The organism is Streptomyces sp. NPDC006476, assembly GCF_040612015.1.
GTDB classification, from domain to species: Bacteria; Actinomycetota; Actinomycetes; order Streptomycetales; family Streptomycetaceae; genus Streptomyces; species Streptomyces griseorubiginosus_B.
On sequence record NZ_JBEXPK010000008.1, the window covers coordinates 48,895 to 67,924 of the forward strand.

Here is a 19,030-nt window from a genome sequence, read left to right on the forward strand (position 1 = left end):
ACCGCGCCGCGACATATGCCACACGACCGGGTACGACCGAAAGATCACCGCAACTGGTCGTTACGGGGCGCATTCCGACGCCTTACGCTCACCTCACACTGATCGACGCTCACATCGCAGTGATCGAATCAAGTCCTCCGCCTCACCGAGGAGTTCGACCTCCCTCCGGCTCATGACGGGCTGGGCCGCGCGTCGGCGCCGGGCCTCCGTCAGGCCGTCCTCGGTGAGGTGGGAGGGGTCGGCGAGGAGGCCGGTCAGCACCTCGCGAGCGAGACCGGCGATCGGCTCCTCGCCCACGGCGACCTGGGCGAGGATGATCGCGGACATGCCCCAGTCCAGGCCGGGACGCCCCTCCTCGGCGTTGCTCCAGTCGATGACCCAGGGCCCGTCGGGGGTGAGCATCACGTTGTCGGGATGCAGATCGAGGTGCAGGACGCACCCGCCGTTGCCCCACCCGGGAACGGTGTGCAACTGCCGCAACAGCCGCGCGAGCACCGCCCCGCCCTCCCGCGCCCCCATGGCCCCCGCCCCGAACGCCGCCAGCATCGTCGGCCCCGACAGCCGTTCCATCACCAGCTCGGTGCGTGTGGAGTCGGCGAGGCGTACCCGGGGCACGGGATAGCCGTGCTCGCGCACATGCTCCATGACGGCCCCTTCGGCGAGGGCGTCCCCCCACCCCTCCCGGTTGCGCCGCAGCACCCACCCGGCGTCGAGCTCGTAGACGTCGGAGGTCCGCCCGGACCCGAGCAGCCTGCCGCCGCCACCGACCCTCCCCGTGATCCCCATGGCCTGGAACGTACCCCGCCCCACAGCCGCCGCTCAGGCGATTCCTACGGGCCGGTAGAGTGGCCGGGTCGTCATCACGCCCGTACGGGGGGAAGCCGGTGCAATTCCGGCGCTGACCCGCAACCGTAATCCGGCCGGACCCCGGCCGGTGAGCCGGACTGCCCCGTACGGACTCGTGACCGGCTCACGTGCGTCGGCAGTTCGCCGGCACACGGCACCGTCGAGGAATACGGGGCCGAGCCGCCGGGGTGTCCCGTGCTGCCCGGCTCCCTTCAGGGAGAGGCATCCGCCGATCATGAACGTCGTCAGCCGCTGCGCCGCGGCCCTGGCCGCCACCGTGGTGATCGGCACCGCGACCCCCGCGGTCGCCGCGCCGCCGTCTCCCTCGCCGAAGGTGGCGATACCCGACGGGTTGTACGGCACGGCGGATCCTACGTACGACGGGGTGTGGCGGCAGTCGCTGGCGTTGCTGGCGCAGAACGAGGTGGGCGTCGACCCCGTCGACAAGGCCGTTGCGTGGCTGGCCGGCCAGCAGTGCGCGAACGGCGCCTTCCCCGCCTTCCGCGCGGACACCGGCCAGCCCTGCGCGGCCAAGCTCGCGGTGGACACCAACAGCACGGCGGCCGCGGTGCAGGCGCTCTCCACCCTCACCGCCACGTACGACTCTCAGGTGGACAAGGCGGTCGCCTGGCTGAAGTCGGTGCAGAACAAGGACGGCGGCTGGGGCTACTCCCCCGGCGGAGCCAGCGACGCGAACTCGACCTCCCTCGTGATCGGCGCGCTCGCACAGGCCGGCGTGACAGTGCCGAACCTCCGCAAGGACGGGAAGTCCCCGCTCGACGCCCTGGCCGAACTGGCACTGCCCTGCGGTGGCAAGGACGGTGGCGCCTTCGCCTACCAGCCGGACAAGAAGGGTGCGTTGACGGCCAACGCGGACGCCACCGCCGCGGCCGTGCTCGGGGCGTACGGCGAAACGCTCGCGGGAAGTCGCCAGGACGACACGGACGCGCCCATGAGCTGCGCGAAGGCCACGGACGACGGCTTGGACACCGAGGCCGGGGACAACGGCGCCGTCTGGCTGACCAGGACGCTGGCCAAGGACGGATACCTCAAGTCGGTGCTGCCCGGGGCCGGAGACCAGCCCGACTACGGCAACACGGCCGACGCGGTCGTCGCCCTCGCCTCCGCGGGCCGCAACGACCAGGCCGCCGCGTCCCTGCACTGGCTGGAGGGTCACGCCGGCAAGTGGGCGGAGCAGGGCGGCCCGGCCGCGTACGCCCAGCTCATCCTCGCGGCGAGCGTCGTCCAGGGTGGGGACGCCCATCACTTCGGTGGCAAGGACCTGGTCACCCTGCTCAACGCGACGGGACCCGCCCCCAGGGCGATCAACAAGCTGCCCCCGACCGCCCCTTCGCACAGCCCCAAGGCGTCCGACGACAACGACGGCTCCCTGCCCGTCGGCTGGGCCGTGGGCGGCGGTCTGCTGCTGGGCGCGCTCATCGGCTTCGCGCTGATGCTCCGCGGCAGGAAGCGACAGTCATGACACGCCGGTACACGGCCCTGCTCCCCGCCCTGCTGCTCCTCCTGCTCCTCGCCCCCACGCAGGCCCAGGCCACCGGCTACCGCTACTGGTCCTTCTGGACCCGCACCGCCACCCACTGGACCTACGCCACCCAGGGCCCCTCCACCGACCGTCCCTCCGACGGTGACGTCCAGGGGTTCCGTTTCTCCGTGAGCGAGGACTCCAGCGACGCTGCGACTCCTCGGGGCACCGCCGACTTCGCGACGATCTGCGCGAAGACACCGGCGCGGGACGGCAGGAAGCGGGTGGCCCTGCTCATCGACTTCGGCACTCGCACGGACGCGCGGTCCGGCGAGACCCCGCCCCCCACCCGCACGGCCTGCGCCCAGGTGTCGCCCGACGCGACGACGGCGGAGGCCCTGGCCACGGTGGCGAAGCCCCTCCGCTACGACACCAACGCCCTGCTCTGCGCGATAGCCAGCTACCCGGAGAAGGGCTGCGGGGAGCAAGTGGCGGCCGGAAAGAAGTCGCAGACTGCCACGCAGGAGAAGGAGGGGGAGAAGAAGGGGAGCGGAGGTCCCTCGGTGGGGCTGTGGACGGGCGCGGCGGTCGTGGCCGTGCTGGGCGCGGCAGCGGTGTGGCAGGCGAGGCGGCGCAGGCATGTCCGGTAGCAGGGCACAGCCGGAGAGCAGTCACATCGCCGCGGCGGCTCCCCCGCCGAGGAGGGGCACCGCCCCGCGCCCCGCGCACCCCGCGTACCCCACGCCCCTGCACCCCGGCGCCTGGTGGCTCTGGGCCATCGGGCTCGGTACCGCCGCCACCCGCACCACCAACCCCCTCCTCCTCGCCCTGCTCATCGCCACGTCCGCCTACGTCGTGGCGACGTGCCGCCCCGCCTCCCCCGCCGCCCGTTCCTACTCCGCCTTCCTGAAGCTCGCCCTCGCCGTCCTCCTCATCCGGCTCACCTTCGCGACGGTCCTCGGCTCCCCGATCCCCGGCACCCACATCCTCGTCACCCTCCCCGAACTCCCCCTCCCCCACTGGGCCCAGGGCATCCGCATAGGCGGCGAGGTCACCGCCGAGTCCGTCCTTTTCGCCCTCTACGACGCCCTGAGACTCGCCGCGCTCCTCATCTGCGTCGGCGCCGCGAACGCCCTCGCCAACCCCGCCCGCCTCCTCAAGTCCCTGCCCGGCGCCCTGTACGAAGCCGGCGTGGCCGTCGTCGTCGCCCTCACCTTCGCCCCCAACCTCATCGCCGACGTCCACCGCCTGCGCGCCGCCCGTCGTCTGCGCGGCCGCCCCGACAGCGGTATCCGGGGCCTCCTCCACGTCGGACTCCCGGTCCTGGAGGGCGCGTTGGAACGCTCCGTCGCCCTCGCCGCCGCCATGGACGCCCGCGGATACGGCCGTACCGCCGCCGTTCCCGCCCCCGTACGCCGTACGACCAACGCCCTCACCCTCGGCGGCCTGCTCGGCGTGTGCGCCGGAACGTACGGTCTCCTCACCGCCGAAGCCGGCGCCTACGGCCTCCCTCTCCTCCTCGCCGGCCTCACCGCGGCCCTGGCCGGTCTGCGCCTCGGCGGCCGCCGTAGCCCGCGTACCCGTTACCGGCCCGCCCGTTGGGACCTCCGCGCCGGGCTGGTCGCCTGCTCCGGCGCCGCTGTGGCCGCCCTCCTCACCCTCGCCGCGTCCACCGACCCCGCCGCGCTCCACCCCGGCGTCGTCCCGCTGACCGCCCCCACGCTCCCCCTCTGGCCCGCCGCGGCCGTCCTCCTCGGCCTCCTCCCCTCCCTCCTCGCTCCCAAGGAAACGTCATGATCCGCTTCGAGAACGTCTCCGTGACGTACGACGGCGCGACCGAACCGACCATCCAGGGCGTGGACTTCGAGGTCCCGGAAGGTGAACTCGTCCTCCTGGTCGGCCCGTCCGGCACCGGTAAATCGACCATCCTCAACGCGGTCAGCGGCCTGGTCCCGCACTTCACCGGCGGCACCCTGCGCGGCCGGGTCACCGTGGCGGGCCGCGACACGCGCACGCACAAGCCGCGCGAACTCGCGGACGTGGTCGGCACGGTGGGGCAGGACCCGCTGTCCCACTTCGTGACGGACACGGTCGAGGACGAACTCGCCTACGGAATGGAGTCGTTGGGTCTCCCGGCCGAGGTGATGCGCCGCCGCGTCGAGGAGACCCTCGACCTCCTGGGGCTCGCCGACCTCCGTGCCCGCCCCATTTCCACGCTCTCCGGCGGCCAACAGCAGCGCGTGGCCATCGGCTCGGTCCTCACCCCGCACCCCAAGGCCCTGGTCCTCGACGAACCGACCTCGGCGCTGGACCCGGCAGCGGCGGAGGAGGTCCTGGCGGTCCTCCAACGCCTGGTCCACGACCTCGGCACCACGGTCCTCCTGGCCGAACACCGCCTGGAACGGGTCATCCAGTACGCCGACCAGGTGGTGGTCCTCCCGGCCCTGGGATCCCCACCCCAACTGGGCACCCCGGCCGAGATGATGGCGACATCCCCGGTCCACCCACCGGTGGTGGAACTGGGCCGCCTGGCAGGCTGGACCCCCCTGCCCCTGACGGTGAGAGACGCCCGCCGCCAAGCAACCGACCTACGCAACCGCCTGGCAGGACCAACGGACAGCCCCACCGCAGCCGACTCCGCGCCGTCTGCGGCAACAGACGGCATCCCGCCGGCGCGGCCGAGCGAAACGCCCCCGACCCCAGCCCCCACCCACCGCCGCCTGCCCTTCCTCCGCAAACGCAACCGCACAGCCCCCACCACCCCGACAACACCGCCCGCCCACCTCCAAGCCGTAACAGTCACCCGCTCCCACACCCGAGCCCTGCACCAGGCCACCCTCACCATCACCCCCGGCGAAACCATCGCCGTGATGGGCCGCAACGGTGCGGGAAAGTCCACCCTCCTCAACACGCTCGTCGGCCTGCTCGAACCCTCCTCCGGCACGGTCCGCGTCTCCGGCCTCACCCCCCACCGCACCGCACCCCCCACCCTCATCCACCACGTGGGCCTGGTCCCCCAGGACCCTCGCGACCTCCTCTACACCGACACCGTCGCTGCGGAGTGCGCGGCCGCCGACCAGGACGCCCAAGCAGCCCCCGGCACCTGCCGCGCCCTCCTCTCCGACCTGCTCCCGGGCATCCCGGACGCCACCCACCCCCGCGACCTCTCCGAGGGCCAGCGCCTCACCCTCGCGCTCGCCGTCGTCCTAACCGCCCGGCCGCCCCTGCTCCTCCTCGACGAACCGACCCGTGGTCTGGACTACGCGGCGAAGACCCGTCTCGTCGCCCACCTCCGCGCCCTCGCCGCCGAGGGCCACGCGATCGTCCTGGCCACCCATGACGTCGAACTGGCCGCCGAACTCGCCCTCCGGGTGATCCTGCTCGCGGACGGCGAGGTCATCGCCGACGGCCCGACCGAGGACATCGTCGTGTCCTCCCCCTCCTTCGCCCCTCAGGTGACCAAGATCCTCGCCCCGCAGAAATGGCTCACGGTCACCCAGGTGAGAGACGCCCTGTCAGGCGCCCAAGCGAACGACGCCCTGTCATGACCAACGCCATCCGCCTCGGCCCCCGCTCCCTCACCGCCCTCGCCCTCACCTCCACCGTCGGCGTCGTCGCCTTCGGCTGGCCCTTCCTCGCGCCGCCGGACTCCACGCTCGCCGCCCACGCCCAGGACGCCCCCTGGCTCTTCGCCGGGCTGCTGATCCTGCTCGTCGCCGTCGTGGCCGCGACCATCGCCGAGTCCGGCCTCGGTCCGAAGGCCGTCGCCATGCTCGGCGTCCTCGCCGCGACCGGCGCCGCCCTGCGCCCCCTCGGTGCCGGAACCGCCGGTATCGAGCCGATGTTCTTCCTGCTGCTGCTCAGCGGCCGCGTCCTTGGCCCCGGCTTCGGCTTCACCCTCGGCTCGCTGACGATGTTCGCGTCGGCGCTGTTGACCGGCGGGGTCGGCCCCTGGCTGCCGTTCCAGATGCTGGCGATGGGCTGGTTCACGATGGGCGCGGGACTGCTGCCGGGCCCGGACCGCCTCCGGGGCCGTACCGAACTCGCCCTGCTCTCGGCGTACGGCTTCCTCGCCGCCCTCGCCTACGGCACCGTCATGAACCTCGCCGGCTGGCCCTTCATGGGCGCCCTGGCCTCGGGCATCGCCTTCGACCCGCACGCGGCCGTGCCCGCCAACCTGGCCCGTTTCGTCGCGTACTGTCTGGCCACCTCCCTCGGCTGGGACCTGGGCCGCGCGCTCGTCACCGTCGTCCTCACGCTCGCCCTCGGTCCTGCCGTGCTCAAGGCGCTACGCAGAGCCACCCGCCGGGCCGCCTTCGAGACCGCCGTCACATTCGAGAGCGGTTGAGCGGTGAACCGAACCACATGACCCAGATCACCCACTACCCTACCTAGTAGGGCATATCGGACGCCATGGGCATGCCATAACCGCCTCCGACCTGCACATTGAGAGCCAGGTCACAGGAATCACGTACCCCCCAGATGCGACCACAACTAGTAAAAGGGGTCATTGCAGACACCTTCCGAGCCTGTTTCTCTGGACGACGTCGCACGGCGCCGACAAGCCCCCGGGCCTCGGCGCCGACGCATGACCGCGACTCCCTGTCCCCGAAGAAAAGGTTCCTCGTGTTCGTCTCCCGCCTCGCCCGCCGCATCTCGCCGAAGAAGGCCCTCGCCTCCGCCGCCGTGGCCGCCGCCACCACCGGCATGGTGCTGACCGCGGCGCCCGCCCACGCCGCGACTGCCGACTCCGTGACCCAGGCCAAGGCGATCGCGCACAAGATGATCCCGAATGCCGCGCAGTACAACGCCTTCAACAACATCGTCGCCCACGAGAGCGGCTGGAACGTCACCGCGACCAACTCCTCCTCCGGCGCCTACGGCCTGGTCCAGGCCCTGCCGGGCTCGAAGATGGCCTCGGCCGGCTCGGACTGGAAGACCAGCGCCAAGACCCAGATCGAGTGGGGCCTGCAGTACATGAACTCCCGCTACGGCAGCCCCGCCGGCGCCTGGGCCTTCTGGCAGGCCAACGGCTGGTACTAATCCGGCACGCCGTCGAAGTACCGCACCACCTGGGGCGCCGACACCGCGAACGACCCGAAGTGGTCCACGGCACCCTGATCGACGACCCGCACCCTCGCTCCCTGACCTGCGAGGGTGCGGGCGCATGGGCGGGCGTTGCCGATGGGCACGTCGGTGTCCTCGTCCCCGGCGTACAGCCGCACCGGGACCGCCGGTTTCCAGTCACAGGTGTGGTCGGCCGCGCGCATCGCGGTGAGCAGAGCGCCGGTGGGGTGCTGGAGGCGCTCGTAGGCGGCGGGGGTGAGCAGCTGCTTCACCGTCGGCGCCAGCTGAGCGAGCACGTCGTCCTCCTCGTGGTCTCCGTCGTAGAGGGACTCGACGCGGTCGGCGTAGGGCTTGCGGAACACCTCGCCGGGGGTGTCGTAGAGGTGGTGCAGACGGTTCTGGACCACCAGCCAGTACGAGATGTAGAGGACGCCGCTGGTGTCGTTGACCCGGCCGTCGAACAGGGCCGGCATCTCCGTGCCCTCCAGGTCGTACGGGCCGCTGACCGGGGCGAGCGCCTTCAGACGGAAGTGCTGGTCGGCGCCCTGCGACAGGGCCTTCCCCAGCGCCATCGCCACCTGGCCGCCCTGCGAGAACCCGGTCGCGTAGAGGTTGCCGGTGAGCGGACGGCCGAGCCCGGCAGCGGCCGTCCGGGCCGCGCGCAGCATGTCGAGGGTGGCCGTGACGGAGGACCCGGTGTCCATGTAGGGGTGCAGGCCCGGCCCCTCACCGAGGCCCAGGTAGTCGGGCGCGGCGACCGCGCGCCCGGCGCTCGCGTTCAGATACGACGGCACCCGGTTGAGGTCCTCGCTCGCGGAGGGCGCGTCGGTGCGCTTGACCATGGTGCCGTGAGTGTCGGACACGACGTCGAGGCGGTGCGCCCCGCCCGTGGGGAGGGTGAGCAGGCCGGTCGCGGTGGTCGGTTTCCCGTACGGGTCCACCGTGCGGTACGTCAGCCGGTACGCCCGTACGCCGTACCGCACCGAGTCCGCGACGATGTCCCGCTCCTTCATGTACCGCCGCACCTGCCCGGCGTCATACCGGGCGAGCGGTGTGACGGCGACCAGCTCGCCCCGCCGGACATGCTGCTGCCCACCGGCGACCGCCGCCGGGGCGACCGCGAGCCCGGCGAGCAACAGGGCCGCCGCTCCGGCGAGCCCCCGCCGGGTACGCCAACTGGTCCGATTTTCTTGTGATTTGCGCGTCTCATCACTCATGTCACCGACGCTATGGACGTACGCTTCGCGTCGACATCCGAGAGTCCCCCGCGCCCATGGTGGACTTGGGTGCACCCCGCCCGTCCGGCCGACCGGAGCCTTCATGAGCGAGCAGAGCACGCAGCCGCAGAAACAGACGGACGAGCGCGAGGCGCGCGGACTGCGGCTCGTGGTCGTCCTGTTGGGGCTGACCGTGGTCAGCGGGCTGATCGACGCCGTCAGTTATCTGGGGCTCGGGCACGTCTTCACCGCCAACATGACCGGGAACGTCGTCGTCCTCGGATTCGCGGCGGCCGGGGCGCCCGGCTTCTCCGTGCCGCACACCGCCACCTCGCTGCTGTGCTTCCTGCTCGGCGCGGTGGCCGGCGGGCGGGTCGCGCGGTGGCGGGGCGAGGGCTCGCGCCGTACCTGGGCGCGGCTCACCCTCGCCTCGGAGGCGGTCCTGGTCGGCGCCTCCGCCGCCGTCGCGTTCGCCGCGCCGCACGCCACCGCCACCGTCTACGCCGTGATCGCCCTCACAGCCTTCGCGATGGGCCTGCGCAACGCCACCGTCCGCAAGCTCGGCATCGCCGACCTGACGACGACCGTCCTGACCATGACCCTCACCGGTCTCGCCTCCGACTCCCGCGCGGGCGGCGGCTCGGGCCGGCGCTCACCGCGCCGCAGCGCCTCGGTGGTCGCGATGGCGGCGGGCGCCTGGCTGGGCGCGTGGCTGGTCCTCCACCACGGCCTGGGCATCCCGCTGCTGGTCGCGGCGCTGACGGCGGGGGTGCTGGCGGTGGTGGCGTCGGGCCGGGAGTAGCCGGTCAGCCGAGGTCCACCGGGATCCGGTGGTCGGGCCGTCCGTCCTTGGCCAGGACCCAGTGGTCCCCGGCGACGGCACGGTACAGCCGCATCCCGGAGTCGCCTCGTACGTCGTCGGGCGTCCAGACCCTCCCTCCGTGCCGCTGCGAGCGGCGGGAGAAGACCTCCAACGCGCGCCCGGCCTCCTCCGCGTCGACCACCTCCTCCGCGACGGCCAACATGTAGACCCCCTGCCCGGTCCCGATGGCCGCCGACGAGTCGAACACCGAGATCCCCACCTGCGGCCGGACCGCGATGTTGTGGGAGTGCCGGGCCTCCGGCGAGGAGATCCAGAAGAACGTACGGCAGTCGTCATGCGCGAAGTAGACCGGCGAGCTCCAGGGGCGCCCGTCGGCGTCGGCGGTGGCGAGCACCAGGTACAGGGCGCTGTCGACGATCTCGCCTACGGTCCCGGCCCCGCTCATCGGCCCCTCCGGCGGTAGGTGAGACCGAAGTCCCGCTCCCACTCGCCCGAACCGTCCGCCGGACCCCTCTCCCAGGCGCCCGAGATGGTGTCGCCGTCCTCGCCGAGCCGCCCGACGTACCGCTGTCGGAAGGCGAGCGGTGTGAAGTCCGGCTTCTCGCGCAGCAGCTGCCATACCCCGTCGGCCAAGGTCATGGCGTACATGCGTACGACGCCCCGGGAGTCGTAGTAGTGCTGGGTGTAACCGCCCGTCTCCGGGTCCACGGAGATCACCGACATGCTGACCGGCGCGGGACTCGGCGCCTCGCTGCGCTGGACGAGGAACCGCCCGTCCAGTGTCCACTCGAAGACGCAGCGCCCGGGAGGCGCCTCCATCCCCGGGAAATCGGCCTCCATCACCCACTCACCGACCAGGACGTCCAGCCGCCGTTCCAGGGCTTCCCGCTCTGCCGTCGCGACCACCGCGACCACCTCCTCAACCAAGAGGAAGACACCACCGGCCGACAAAACTCATCGGTCGGCGAGTGTGGTGAGCCGGGCCGTGCGCAGACCGGTCTCCGCCGGATACCGGGTGCGGTTGCCGATCGTGTCGCCCGTCGACTCCTGGGGTGCGCCGATCTCGAACCCCAGACTGCGCAGGAACTCCAGCCCCGGCTCCCATCCCGACGGGCAGGTGGCCGTCACGGTCCCCATCCCCCGCCCGGCCGCCTCCTCGATCAGCCGCCGCGCGACACCCGTACCGACCCCCGCGCGCCGCACGTCCGGGGCGACGAGAAACAGCCCGACCGAACAGCTCGCCGCGTCCGGATGCCGGTCCACCAGATCGGCGAGACCGACGACCTCCTCGCCCCGGCACAGCACCAGCAACCGCTTCTGGTCGACGTCGGCGCCCTCGGGGAGCGCGTAGTACAGGCTCTGTACGTCCGCCGCGAGCGCCGGTGCGCCGGTCGCCGCGACGAAGTAGTCCTCGCACGCCGCGAACAGCCGGGCCACGCCCGCCTCGTCCTCCGGCGCCAACTCCCTGACCTCGATCTCGTCCATGCCTCACGAGTATCCCGAGATCTCGAACCACACCGTCTTCCCGCCCCCGGGCGCGGCCGCCACACCCCACTTGTCGACCACGGCACCCAGAAGCAGCAGACCTCGTCCACTCTCCGCGTCCTCCCCCAACTCGCCGCGCGCGCATGGAGGTTGAGGGCTCCCGTCGGATACCTCCACCCGGATGCCCGCCGTCTGCCGCAGCACCAGCAGCACGCAGCGGCGGTCCGGGACATGCCGTACGACGTTGGCGACCAGCTCGGTCACGGCCAGTTCGACGGAGTCGGTCAGCTCCTGCATGCCCCACTCCGCCAGCAACGCGCGGACGATACGGCGGATGTGACGGGCCGAATGCTCGCTCGCGGTGAGGCAGAGCCGGTAGGTGGGGGGAAGGTAGATGTTCACAGGACGAGGGTGATCCCCGTTGACTACTCTGGGCTACGGGACGAATACAACAAGTCCCGATGTAAGCAGGGTTGGTCGCACAGAGGGGCCGCGCGTGACTCACATCAACACTCTCGACCCAGGTGCTTCGCCACTCGACTTCTACGGCTTCGAGTTGCGCCGGTACCGCGAAGCCGCCGGGCTGACCCAGAGACAACTCGGGGACATCCTCAACTACACGGGTTCGTTGATCGGGCAGATCGAGACCGCACGCAAGCTGCCGACCCTGGAGTTCAGCGAGCGGGCGGAGGCGGCGCTGGGGACGGGCGGGGCGCTGTCGCGGCTCGTCGAGCTGGTAATGCGGAGTCAACTTCCGGCTTGGTTCAGGCAGGTGGCCGAGCTTGAAGTACGGGCCGTCGAGATCTGTACATTCCACACGCACCTGATCCACGGCCTACTGCAGACCAGGGCATACGCACAGGCCGTACTCGGAGCGTTGGACCGAACGGACCTCGACGACCGCACCGCCGTACGGCTCGCTCGTCAGCGCATCTTTGAGAAGGAGGAGCTGCCGCTCTTCTGGGCCGTGATCAGCGAGGCCGCACTATGCCAGGAGATCGGCGGTCCGGAGGTCATGCGAGGCCAACTGGCACATCTGTTGTCCTTTGAAAACGATCCCCGCATCAACATCCAGATCCTGCCCTTCTCGGCCGGGGCGCACGGAGGGCTGCAAGGCTCGTTCGACCTCTTCCGCTTCTCGAGCGACCCCACCATCGTCTACACCGAGGGCTACGGCAGCGGGCATCCAACCGCGAATCCGGACACCGTCAAGGACTGTTCGCTCCGTTACGATCATCTCCGAGCCGCCGCGCTTTCCCTCAAGGACTCGGCGGACTTGATCCGGCGAGTGATGGAGGAACGCTATGGAGAACAAGGCGACTCAGTGGCGTAAGTCCAGCTACAGCGGCGACCAGGGTGGCTCGTGTGTTGAATGCGCCCCCCTCGGCCCCATCACCTGGCGCAAGTCCCCGTTCAGCGGCGACCAAGGCGGCGATTGCGTCGAATGCGCGACCCTCGGTGCCCTGGCGTGGCACAAGAGTCAGCACAGCAGCGATCAAGGCGGCGAGTGCCTCGAGGTCGCCGAACTGCCCGGCGCCACCGTGGCCGTACGCGACTCCAAGAACCCCGTCGGGCCGGTGCTGGCGTTCCGGCCCGACGCGTTTCGTCAGTTTGTTTCCTGGGCCGGTGCCATTCCCGCCTGACGGCGGGATCTCCACTCTCTTCGGGCGAAGAAGAAGCGCAGGACGCCGACGGCCAGGAACATCAGGCCTATTCCGCCCCGGGCCAGGCCTCCGTCCGTGAAGAACCAGTAGAAGGCCAGGCCGGCGAAGAAGGCACAGATCGCGATGACGAGCGGCTCGCGGATGTAGAAGGGCAGGACGCGGAGGATCAGGTTGATCAGCATCGGGCAAGAAGACCGGTCCGGTCCCCCGCCTGTCTACAGCCTCTGAAGGATCGTGCCGGTGGCGAGTCCGCCGCCCGCGCACATGGTGATGAGCGCGAACTCCTTGTCGGTGCGCTCCAGTTCGTGGAGGGCCGTCGTGATGAGGCGGGCTCCCGTGGCGCCCACCGGGTGTCCGAGCGCGATCGCGCCGCCGTTGACGTTGACCTTCTCCAGGTCCTGTTCGAAGACCTGCGCCCAGCTCAACACCACCGACGCGAACGCCTCGTTGATCTCGACGAGGTCGATGTCCTTCAGCGTCATGCCGGCCTTGCCGAGCACCGCGCGGGTCGCGTCGATGGGGCCGTCGAGGTGGAAGTGCGGGTCGGCGCCGACCAGTGCCTGTGCGACGATCCGCGCCCGGGGTCGCAGCTTGAGGGCTCGGGCCATGCGCTTGGAGGCCCACATGATGGCCGCCGCGCCGTCGCTGATCTGCGAGGAGTTGCCCGCGGTGTGGATGGCGGTGGGCATGACCGGCTTCAGGCCGGCCAGGGCTTCCATCGACGTGTCGCGCAGCCCCTCGTCGCGGTCGACGAGCCGCCACATGCCCTGTCCGGCGCGCTGCTCGTCCTCGGTGGTGGGCACCTGGACGGCGAAGGTCTCCTTCTTGAAGCGTTCCTCGGCCCAGGCGACCGCCGCCCGCTCCTGCGAGATGAGGCCGAGCGAGTCGACGTTCTCCCGGGTGAGACCGCGGTGGCGGGCGATGCGTTCCGCCGCCTCGAACTGGTTGGGGAGGTCCACGTTCCACTCGTCGGGGAACGGCTTCCCGGGGCCGTGCTTGGATCCCGACCCGAGCGGGACGCGTGACATGGCCTCGACTCCGCAGCTGATGCCGACGTCGATGACGCCGGCCGCGACCATGTTGGCCACCATGTGGGAGGCCTGCTGCGAGGAGCCGCACTGGCAGTCGACGGTCGTCGCGGCGGTCTCGTACGGCAGGCCCACGGTCAGCCAGGCCGTACGCGCGGGGTTCATGGACTGCTCGCCGGCGTGGGTCACCGTGCCGCCGACGATCTGCTCGACCGCGTCGGCGGGGATGCCGGTGCGGCCCAGGAGTTCACGGTAGGTCTCGCCCAGGAGATAGGCGGGGTGCAGGTTGGCGAGCGCTCCGCCGCGCCTGCCGATCGGGGTGCGTACGGCTTCGACGATCACGGGTTCCGCGGCCATGGGGGATCCTCTCCTCCGGTACCCGCGCGGCGCGGGGGCGTCCCGGCCGGCCCCGCCACGCTGAACTAGTACGTGTTCTAGTTCTGAGTGCAGTCTGCTGACAGTGCGTCCCCAACCGCAAGGGTCGTGCACACAATTCGGGGTGCCGTACCCCTTGCCTCTTGTAGAACCCGTTATTACCTTCACGGCAAACCTGATGGTCCGTCAGAACACCGGCTGGAGTGAGTCCCCATGCCCTGTCCAGCTCTTCCCGACGGGTTCGACTTCACCGACCCCGATCTGCTGCACGCCCGTGTGCCCCTGCCGGAGTTCGCCGAGCTGCGCCGGGCCGAACCGGTCCGCTGGATCCCCCAGCCGGGCAACGTCGCCGGTTTCCAGGACGAGGGGTACTGGGCCGTCACCCGGCACGCGGACGTCAAGTACGTCTCCACACACCCCGAGTTGTTCTCCTCGTACCTCAACACGGCGATCATCCGCTTCCACGAGAACATGCAGCGCGAGGCGATCGACGCCCAGCGGCTGATCCTGCTCAACATGGACCCGCCGGAGCACACCCGGGTGCGCCAGATCGTGCAGCGCATCTTCACGCCCCGGGCGATCCGGGCGCTGGAGGAACGGCTGCGCGAGCGCGCCCTGAGCATCGCCGCGCAGGCCCGCGAACGCTCCGGCCCCTTCGACTTCGTCACCGACGTCGCCTGCGAACTGCCCCTCCAGGCCATCGCCGAGCTCATCGGCATCCCGCAGGACGACCGGGCGAAGATCTTCGACTGGTCCAACAAGATGATCTCGTACGACGACCCGGAGTACGCGATCACCGAGGAGATCGGCGCCCAGTCGGCCGCCGAGCTGATCGCGTACGCGATGAACATGGCGGCGGAGCGCAAGCAGTGCCCGGCGAAGGACATCGTGACCACGCTGGTGGCGGCGGAGGACGAGGGGAACCTGAACTCCGACGAGTTCGGCTTCTTCGTGCTGATGCTGTCCGTCGCGGGCAACGAGACGACCCGCAACGCCATCACCCACGGCATGCACGCCTTCCTCACCCACCCCGAGGCGTGGGAACTGTACAAGAGGGAGCGGCCCCAGACGGCGGCCGAGGAGATCGTGCGCTGGGCGACCCCGGTCAACGCCTTCCAGCGCACCGCGACCCAGGACGTGGAACTGGGCGGCAAGCAGATCAGGAAGGGCGACCGGGTCGGCATCTTCTACGCGGCCGCCAACCACGACCCCGAGGTCTTCACCGACCCCGACACCTTCGACATCCTGCGCGACCCCAACCCCCACCTCGGCTTCGGCGGCGGAGGCCCGCACTACTGCCTCGGCAAGTCCCTGGCAGTCCTGGAGATCGACCTGATCTTCAACGCCATCGCCGACGCCCTGCCGGACCTGACCCTGGTCGAGGACCCGAACCGGCTGCGTTCCTCGTGGATCAACGGCGTCAAGCACCTTCAGGTGCGGGCGGGTTGACGAGCTCGGGCCGGCGGCGTCCCGGAGCCGCCGGCCCGTCCCGCGGATCTCGAGGGAGGCAGGAACATCCCCCTACGCCCCGTTCCTGCCTCCCCCGAGGGCCGCGGCGCGGGCCGGCCGATCCCCTAAGCGGCCAGTACTCCCGCGAAGACCGGGAGATTGCGGATCACGCCCCAGGCGGCCACGAGAGCCAACCACACCCAGCCGGGAAGGACCCGTGAGGGGGACCTGCCGCCGGTGACCGCGCGCAGCCACACCAGGGCGCCGAACGGCAGGAAGACGACCAGGAACGCGTTGTGGTCCAGCGCCGCCACCACATGGCCGTGGGCGAGGTCGTACAGCGCGCGCAGGCTGCCGCAGCCCGGGCAGTCGAGCCCCGTGAGGGCGCGGAACGGGCAGGTGGGGAAGCGGCCGGGACGCGTGGGGTCCCCCAGCGCCGCGGCAAGCATCATGGCAGCCAGCAACCCGGCACCGAGCCATGCCTCACCGACAGGACGGGAGCGGAGCGGCCTCACGGCGCCGGCGGATGCCCGTACGCGGAGGAGTCGCCGGACGCGACGCCGACAATGATCATGATCAGCCAGAAGAGGAGACCGATCCCCACACTCACGAAGACGAGCATCCGGGCCTTCCGCGACGCGTCGGCCGCACCCTGGAAGTCGCCCACCGTGGTGCTGGACCCGGCTTTCGCCGCGAAGACTATGGCGGCGATCCCGGTCGGCAGGAAGCAGAAGAGCGTGACGAGGATGGACGGCACCATGTACGTCCGGGGCGGTGCCGCCGGTGTCCCGAAGGCGGCCCCCCTCCACCGGTCACCGGATGGGTGGCTCTGCCACGGCGACTGCTCCGACGCCGTGGGGTGCGGCTGATTCGGCGGCTCCTCGAAGGGAGTTCCCCGCTCCCATGTCCGGGAGGTGTACGGATCCCAGTCCTCGTTGCCGGGGTGTGGTGGTGGGCGCTTGTCCGCCATGGCCGACTTCCCTCCTCCAACCGCGCAGTGTCATTTCGGAACCCACATGGTGTTACGGGAATCCCAAGCCCAGCGCCCGTCGCGGGCATCCAGGTCCACTGCCTGCTTGTACGCCTGCTCGGGAAGATCAGGGGTGAAGGTGACCCGACCGCCGGTCGGCATCTCGAAGACCAGGCCTCGGGGCGCCGGTCCGCCTTCCGCGGAGGGCCTCAACAGCCGCTGCGTGAACGTCTTCAGCGCCGCGTGGGCCTCCTCGGCGAATTTCCGGAACAGGGTCCGCAGGAACGGCTCCAGCGCTCCGGTCGTGACGAGTACCAGTACGACATCGGCTGCCCCTCTCCGCGTCGGAAGGAGCATGCACGTGGTGTCGACGCCCGCCGCGCGCAGCAGGTCCTGCCCCTCTTCGGCGGGACGGGAGGGGAGGGCCGAGGGCCAGAGGATCTCAACCTCGACGTCGGTCATGATGTGTCCCTTTCGGCCATCCAGTCGGGCAGTGACCAGCGCTCGACGACGCCGGTGCGGGACGCGGTCACCAACGCCTCGGCGTCGTCCAGGAATCCGGCCCCCACCGGCCAGCCGGAGATGTTCCCCACGAAGAACGCGGTCCCGGTGCGCAGGTTCCGTACGGCCACCCCGCCCCCGTCGTCGGCGACTGCGAGTGCCGAGCAGTCGGCGGAGAAAGCCAGTTGAAGGACGGACCGCCGGTAGCCCTTGCGCCACAACTGCCGGCCGTCCCAGCTCCAGAGCCGCACCTGGCCGTCGTGGCAGCCGGTGGCGAGGAAGTCCTCCGTGTGGGCGAGACAGAGAACGGGCCGGGGATGCCGCCACTCCATGACCGTCCGCCCCTGTCCGTCCAACTGGCGTACCGGGCCGTCACTGCAGGCCACGACGACACCCTGGTCGCCGGGGGTGAAGCCGACCGGCCCGAGCGCGATCTTCTCGCCCGACGTCCGCACCCGGGCGTTCTTCGCCGCCCAGCCGGGGGCCGACGAGACGGGCAGGTCCCGCACCCGGACGCCGTGTGTGTCGTAGACCTCGACGCGGTTCTCCACGGTCAGCGCGAGCCAGCGGCCGTCCGCGCTGAAGGCGAGGGTGGAACCTCTTCCCGCCGCCCCGAAGACCAGCGCGGGCGTCTCGGTCTGCAGGTCCCACACGACGACCGTGCCGTCGTCGTGCCGACTGGCCACGTGCCGCCTCCAGGGGCTCCACGCGAGGCTCATCGGGTGTCCGCCGTGAAGGGGCAGGCACTGGGCGACGGGTTCCCCCTTCCTGCCGTCGAGGACTCGGACCAGGCCGTCGTCGCTGGCCAGGGCGAGCAGGTTGCCGGGCCCTCGTATGAAGTGACCGCAGGGGCCGGCCTCGGCGAGGACGGTCCTCCGTGGAGGCGGGGGCGGCGGGGGAAGGGGTGGCGGGGAGGGTGGCGCTGCCGCCTTGGAGGGCGGCCTCCGCGAGGCCGACGACGGCCCGGGGGGCGTCTTCGGGTGGGACGAGAAGATCTGGGTCGTGTCCGACGCGAGGAACAGGACGGGTGTCGCCCATTCCAGGCTGCCCAGGCTCATCTTCACTTCCTCGCGGGAGAGCATCACCGCGCGGTCGACCGGAAGTCCCTCGGCTATCCGCTCGTAGAAGAAGGACGCGAAGACGAAGGCGGCCTGGTCGGTGATCTCGTACTGCATGGCCACGACGGCCGGCACACCCGCTCGTACGAGACTGGCGGCGGTGCTCGAGAAAACGTCCTCGGGTCCGCTCACCGCGGACTCGCAGGCGTTCAGCACGATGAGGCGCAGATGCGGGCTGTACTCGATCAGCCGCTGGAAATCCCTGGCCTGGACGCGCATCGCCGCCCCGTCGGCGCCGGAGAGCTGGATGTATCCGGTGTCGCTCTCCTCGTCGAAACCCCCGTGACAGACGCAGTGCAGGACGTGCCACGTGTCGGAGCGCAGCGCCTGCGCGAGGTCCTGCCACCGGTCTCCGGGCAGCCAGTGGACGTCCACCTTGTCCGAGCTCTGCTGCCGGAAGACCTGGGCGATGCGATCCCGTTCCTTCTTCTCGTCCAGCTCGGGGAGATCGTTCGGGAGCGCCGAGATTCCGAGCACCCGGAGCGGAAGGGAAAGGGGCAGCGGGGATATCGGATCCATGAGCTGGAGGTCTCGTACGACCGGGACACAGAGGGCGAGATAGTCCCCGCGAGACGGATCGACCAGATACTCCCAGGGGATACGGCACACATGCCGGCCGTCCGGCCGCAGAAGCACGCGCATCGGCTTCTTCTCCGCCTTGGCGCGACTTCTGCACCGGTCGAACTGGACGGATATCGAACCCTGCATGATCGATTCCGCCAGACGTTTCCCGAATTCCCGGACGGATTTCTCGGGGGCCGTCGTCCCGCGCGTGACGTTCAGGCTGTACGACTTCGCCAGGGAGAGTTCCACCTGGGACAGGGCGGCGATGAGCTCACTTTCCGAATAGGGAGGAGGTACCCGTACGCTCGCTTCGCCGCACTCAGAAGAGCACTTCACGATCCACTGAGTGTCGCTCTCGATGATGTCGAGCCGAAACGGCAGCTCTTCCATCCCGCCACCTCCGACCCCCCAACACCCCCAGTTCCAGTCCACACCCGATG

22 protein-coding genes and 1 riboswitch are annotated in these 19,030 nt (G+C 70.7%); of the genes, 10 read left to right on the forward strand and 12 right to left on the reverse strand.

Going from position 1 to position 19,030, the window contains the following annotated elements:
• Window positions 1-93 precede the first annotated feature (93 nt).
• Entirely contained in the window at window positions 94-786 is a 693-nt protein-coding gene (locus ABZZ74_RS11050) for a phosphotransferase (protein ID WP_356763394.1), read from the reverse strand.
• An 88-nt stretch (window positions 787-874) separates the two neighbouring features.
• Window positions 875-950, forward strand: a riboswitch (cobalamin riboswitch).
• Window positions 951-1,081: 131 nt separating this feature from the next.
• Between ABZZ74_RS11050 and ABZZ74_RS11055 the strand changes: the two genes are divergently transcribed.
• The 6 genes from ABZZ74_RS11055 (at window position 1,082) to ABZZ74_RS11080 (ending at window position 7,372) form a co-directional block, all read left to right on the forward strand.
• On the forward strand, window positions 1,082-2,329 hold the full coding sequence (locus ABZZ74_RS11055; RefSeq protein ID WP_356763396.1) for a prenyltransferase/squalene oxidase repeat-containing protein: 1,248 nt from the start codon (window positions 1,082-1,084) through the stop codon (window positions 2,327-2,329).
• A complete protein-coding gene (locus ABZZ74_RS11060) occupies window positions 2,326-2,979 on the forward strand; it encodes an SCO2322 family protein (RefSeq protein ID WP_356763398.1) in 654 nt (217 codons plus the stop codon). Before ABZZ74_RS11055 ends, ABZZ74_RS11060 begins: the two co-directional genes overlap by 4 nt.
• Window positions 2,969-4,126, forward strand: coding sequence for an energy-coupling factor transporter transmembrane component T (locus tag ABZZ74_RS11065; protein ID WP_356763400.1), 1,158 nt, complete (start codon window positions 2,969-2,971; stop codon window positions 4,124-4,126). Before ABZZ74_RS11060 ends, ABZZ74_RS11065 begins: the two co-directional genes overlap by 11 nt.
• Complete coding sequence (locus ABZZ74_RS11070; protein WP_356763402.1) at window positions 4,123-5,877, forward strand: ATP-binding cassette domain-containing protein; 1,755 nt, start codon at window positions 4,123-4,125, stop codon at window positions 5,875-5,877. The genes ABZZ74_RS11065 and ABZZ74_RS11070 overlap by 4 nt, the downstream gene beginning before the upstream one ends.
• On the forward strand, window positions 5,874-6,677 hold the full coding sequence (locus ABZZ74_RS11075) for an ECF transporter S component (RefSeq protein WP_356763404.1): 804 nt from the start codon (window positions 5,874-5,876) through the stop codon (window positions 6,675-6,677). Before ABZZ74_RS11070 ends, ABZZ74_RS11075 begins: the two co-directional genes overlap by 4 nt.
• 278 nt (window positions 6,678-6,955) lie before the next feature.
• Window positions 6,956-7,372 carry a transglycosylase SLT domain-containing protein gene (locus tag ABZZ74_RS11080; RefSeq protein WP_356763406.1) on the forward strand — a complete coding sequence of 139 codons (417 nt, stop codon included), beginning with the start codon at window positions 6,956-6,958 and terminating at the stop codon, window positions 7,370-7,372.
• Here ABZZ74_RS11080 and ABZZ74_RS11085 read toward each other — a convergent pair.
• Window positions 7,369-8,613 carry an alpha/beta hydrolase gene (locus ABZZ74_RS11085; RefSeq protein ID WP_356763408.1) on the reverse strand — a complete coding sequence of 415 codons (1,245 nt, stop codon included), beginning with the start codon at window positions 8,611-8,613 and terminating at the stop codon, window positions 7,369-7,371. The genes ABZZ74_RS11080 and ABZZ74_RS11085 overlap by 4 nt on opposite strands.
• A 103-nt stretch (window positions 8,614-8,716) precedes the next feature.
• Here ABZZ74_RS11085 and ABZZ74_RS11090 point away from each other — a divergent pair, with 103 nt between their 5' ends.
• Complete coding sequence (locus ABZZ74_RS11090) at window positions 8,717-9,415, forward strand: YoaK family protein (protein WP_356763410.1); 699 nt, start codon at window positions 8,717-8,719, stop codon at window positions 9,413-9,415.
• 4 nt (window positions 9,416-9,419) lie between these two features.
• Here the strand turns inward: ABZZ74_RS11090 and ABZZ74_RS11095 are convergent, their stop codons facing one another.
• Genes ABZZ74_RS11095 through ABZZ74_RS11110 form a run of 4 tightly spaced genes read right to left on the reverse strand, consistent with a single transcriptional unit; the run spans window position 9,420 to window position 11,323 of the window.
• Window positions 9,420-9,881, reverse strand: coding sequence for a pyridoxamine 5'-phosphate oxidase family protein (locus ABZZ74_RS11095; protein WP_356763412.1), 462 nt, complete (start codon window positions 9,879-9,881; stop codon window positions 9,420-9,422).
• Complete coding sequence (locus ABZZ74_RS11100; protein WP_356763414.1) at window positions 9,878-10,342, reverse strand: hypothetical protein; 465 nt, start codon at window positions 10,340-10,342, stop codon at window positions 9,878-9,880. The genes ABZZ74_RS11095 and ABZZ74_RS11100 overlap by 4 nt, the downstream gene beginning before the upstream one ends.
• 48 nt (window positions 10,343-10,390) lie before the next feature.
• A complete protein-coding gene (locus ABZZ74_RS11105; RefSeq protein ID WP_356763416.1) occupies window positions 10,391-10,921 on the reverse strand; it encodes a GNAT family N-acetyltransferase in 531 nt (176 codons plus the stop codon).
• A gap of 3 nt (window positions 10,922-10,924) precedes the next feature.
• A complete protein-coding gene (locus ABZZ74_RS11110) occupies window positions 10,925-11,323 on the reverse strand; it encodes an ATP-binding protein (protein WP_356763418.1) in 399 nt (132 codons plus the stop codon).
• A gap of 94 nt (window positions 11,324-11,417) precedes the next feature.
• Here ABZZ74_RS11110 and ABZZ74_RS11115 point away from each other — a divergent pair, with 94 nt between their 5' ends.
• A complete protein-coding gene (locus ABZZ74_RS11115) occupies window positions 11,418-12,254 on the forward strand; it encodes a helix-turn-helix transcriptional regulator (RefSeq protein WP_356763420.1) in 837 nt (278 codons plus the stop codon).
• The gene (locus tag ABZZ74_RS11120; protein WP_356763422.1) at window positions 12,226-12,564 is read left to right on the forward strand and encodes a DUF397 domain-containing protein; all 339 of its coding nucleotides are present in this window, start codon (window positions 12,226-12,228) and stop codon (window positions 12,562-12,564) included. Before ABZZ74_RS11115 ends, ABZZ74_RS11120 begins: the two co-directional genes overlap by 29 nt.
• On the opposite strand, the gene ABZZ74_RS11125 is transcribed toward ABZZ74_RS11120, so the two are convergent.
• Both ABZZ74_RS11125 and ABZZ74_RS11130 read right to left on the reverse strand, forming a co-directional pair.
• A complete protein-coding gene (locus ABZZ74_RS11125; RefSeq protein ID WP_356763424.1) occupies window positions 12,528-12,767 on the reverse strand; it encodes a hypothetical protein in 240 nt (79 codons plus the stop codon). The genes ABZZ74_RS11120 and ABZZ74_RS11125 overlap by 37 nt on opposite strands.
• A gap of 33 nt (window positions 12,768-12,800) precedes the next feature.
• On the reverse strand, window positions 12,801-13,970 hold the full coding sequence (locus tag ABZZ74_RS11130) for a steroid 3-ketoacyl-CoA thiolase (RefSeq protein ID WP_356763426.1): 1,170 nt from the start codon (window positions 13,968-13,970) through the stop codon (window positions 12,801-12,803).
• 231 nt (window positions 13,971-14,201) lie between these two features.
• Here ABZZ74_RS11130 and ABZZ74_RS11135 point away from each other — a divergent pair, with 231 nt between their 5' ends.
• Window positions 14,202-15,437, forward strand: a complete 1,236-nt coding sequence (locus ABZZ74_RS11135; protein WP_356763428.1) for a cytochrome P450 — start codon at window positions 14,202-14,204, stop codon at window positions 15,435-15,437.
• A 125-nt stretch (window positions 15,438-15,562) separates the two neighbouring features.
• Here the strand turns inward: ABZZ74_RS11135 and ABZZ74_RS11140 are convergent, their stop codons facing one another.
• Genes ABZZ74_RS11140 through ABZZ74_RS11155 form a run of 4 tightly spaced genes read right to left on the reverse strand, consistent with a single transcriptional unit; the run spans window position 15,563 to window position 18,980 of the window.
• Window positions 15,563-15,889, reverse strand: a complete 327-nt coding sequence (locus tag ABZZ74_RS11140; RefSeq protein WP_356763430.1) for a DUF2752 domain-containing protein — start codon at window positions 15,887-15,889, stop codon at window positions 15,563-15,565.
• Between the two features lie 59 nt (window positions 15,890-15,948).
• On the reverse strand, window positions 15,949-16,407 hold the full coding sequence (locus ABZZ74_RS11145; protein WP_356763432.1) for a CD225/dispanin family protein: 459 nt from the start codon (window positions 16,405-16,407) through the stop codon (window positions 15,949-15,951).
• Window positions 16,408-16,437: 30 nt separating this feature from the next.
• Window positions 16,438-16,869 carry a hypothetical protein gene (locus ABZZ74_RS11150; protein WP_356763434.1) on the reverse strand — a complete coding sequence of 144 codons (432 nt, stop codon included), beginning with the start codon at window positions 16,867-16,869 and terminating at the stop codon, window positions 16,438-16,440.
• On the reverse strand, window positions 16,866-18,980 hold the full coding sequence (locus tag ABZZ74_RS11155) for a CHAT domain-containing protein (RefSeq protein ID WP_356763436.1): 2,115 nt from the start codon (window positions 18,978-18,980) through the stop codon (window positions 16,866-16,868). The genes ABZZ74_RS11150 and ABZZ74_RS11155 overlap by 4 nt, the downstream gene beginning before the upstream one ends.
• Window positions 18,981-19,030 lie beyond the last annotated feature (50 nt).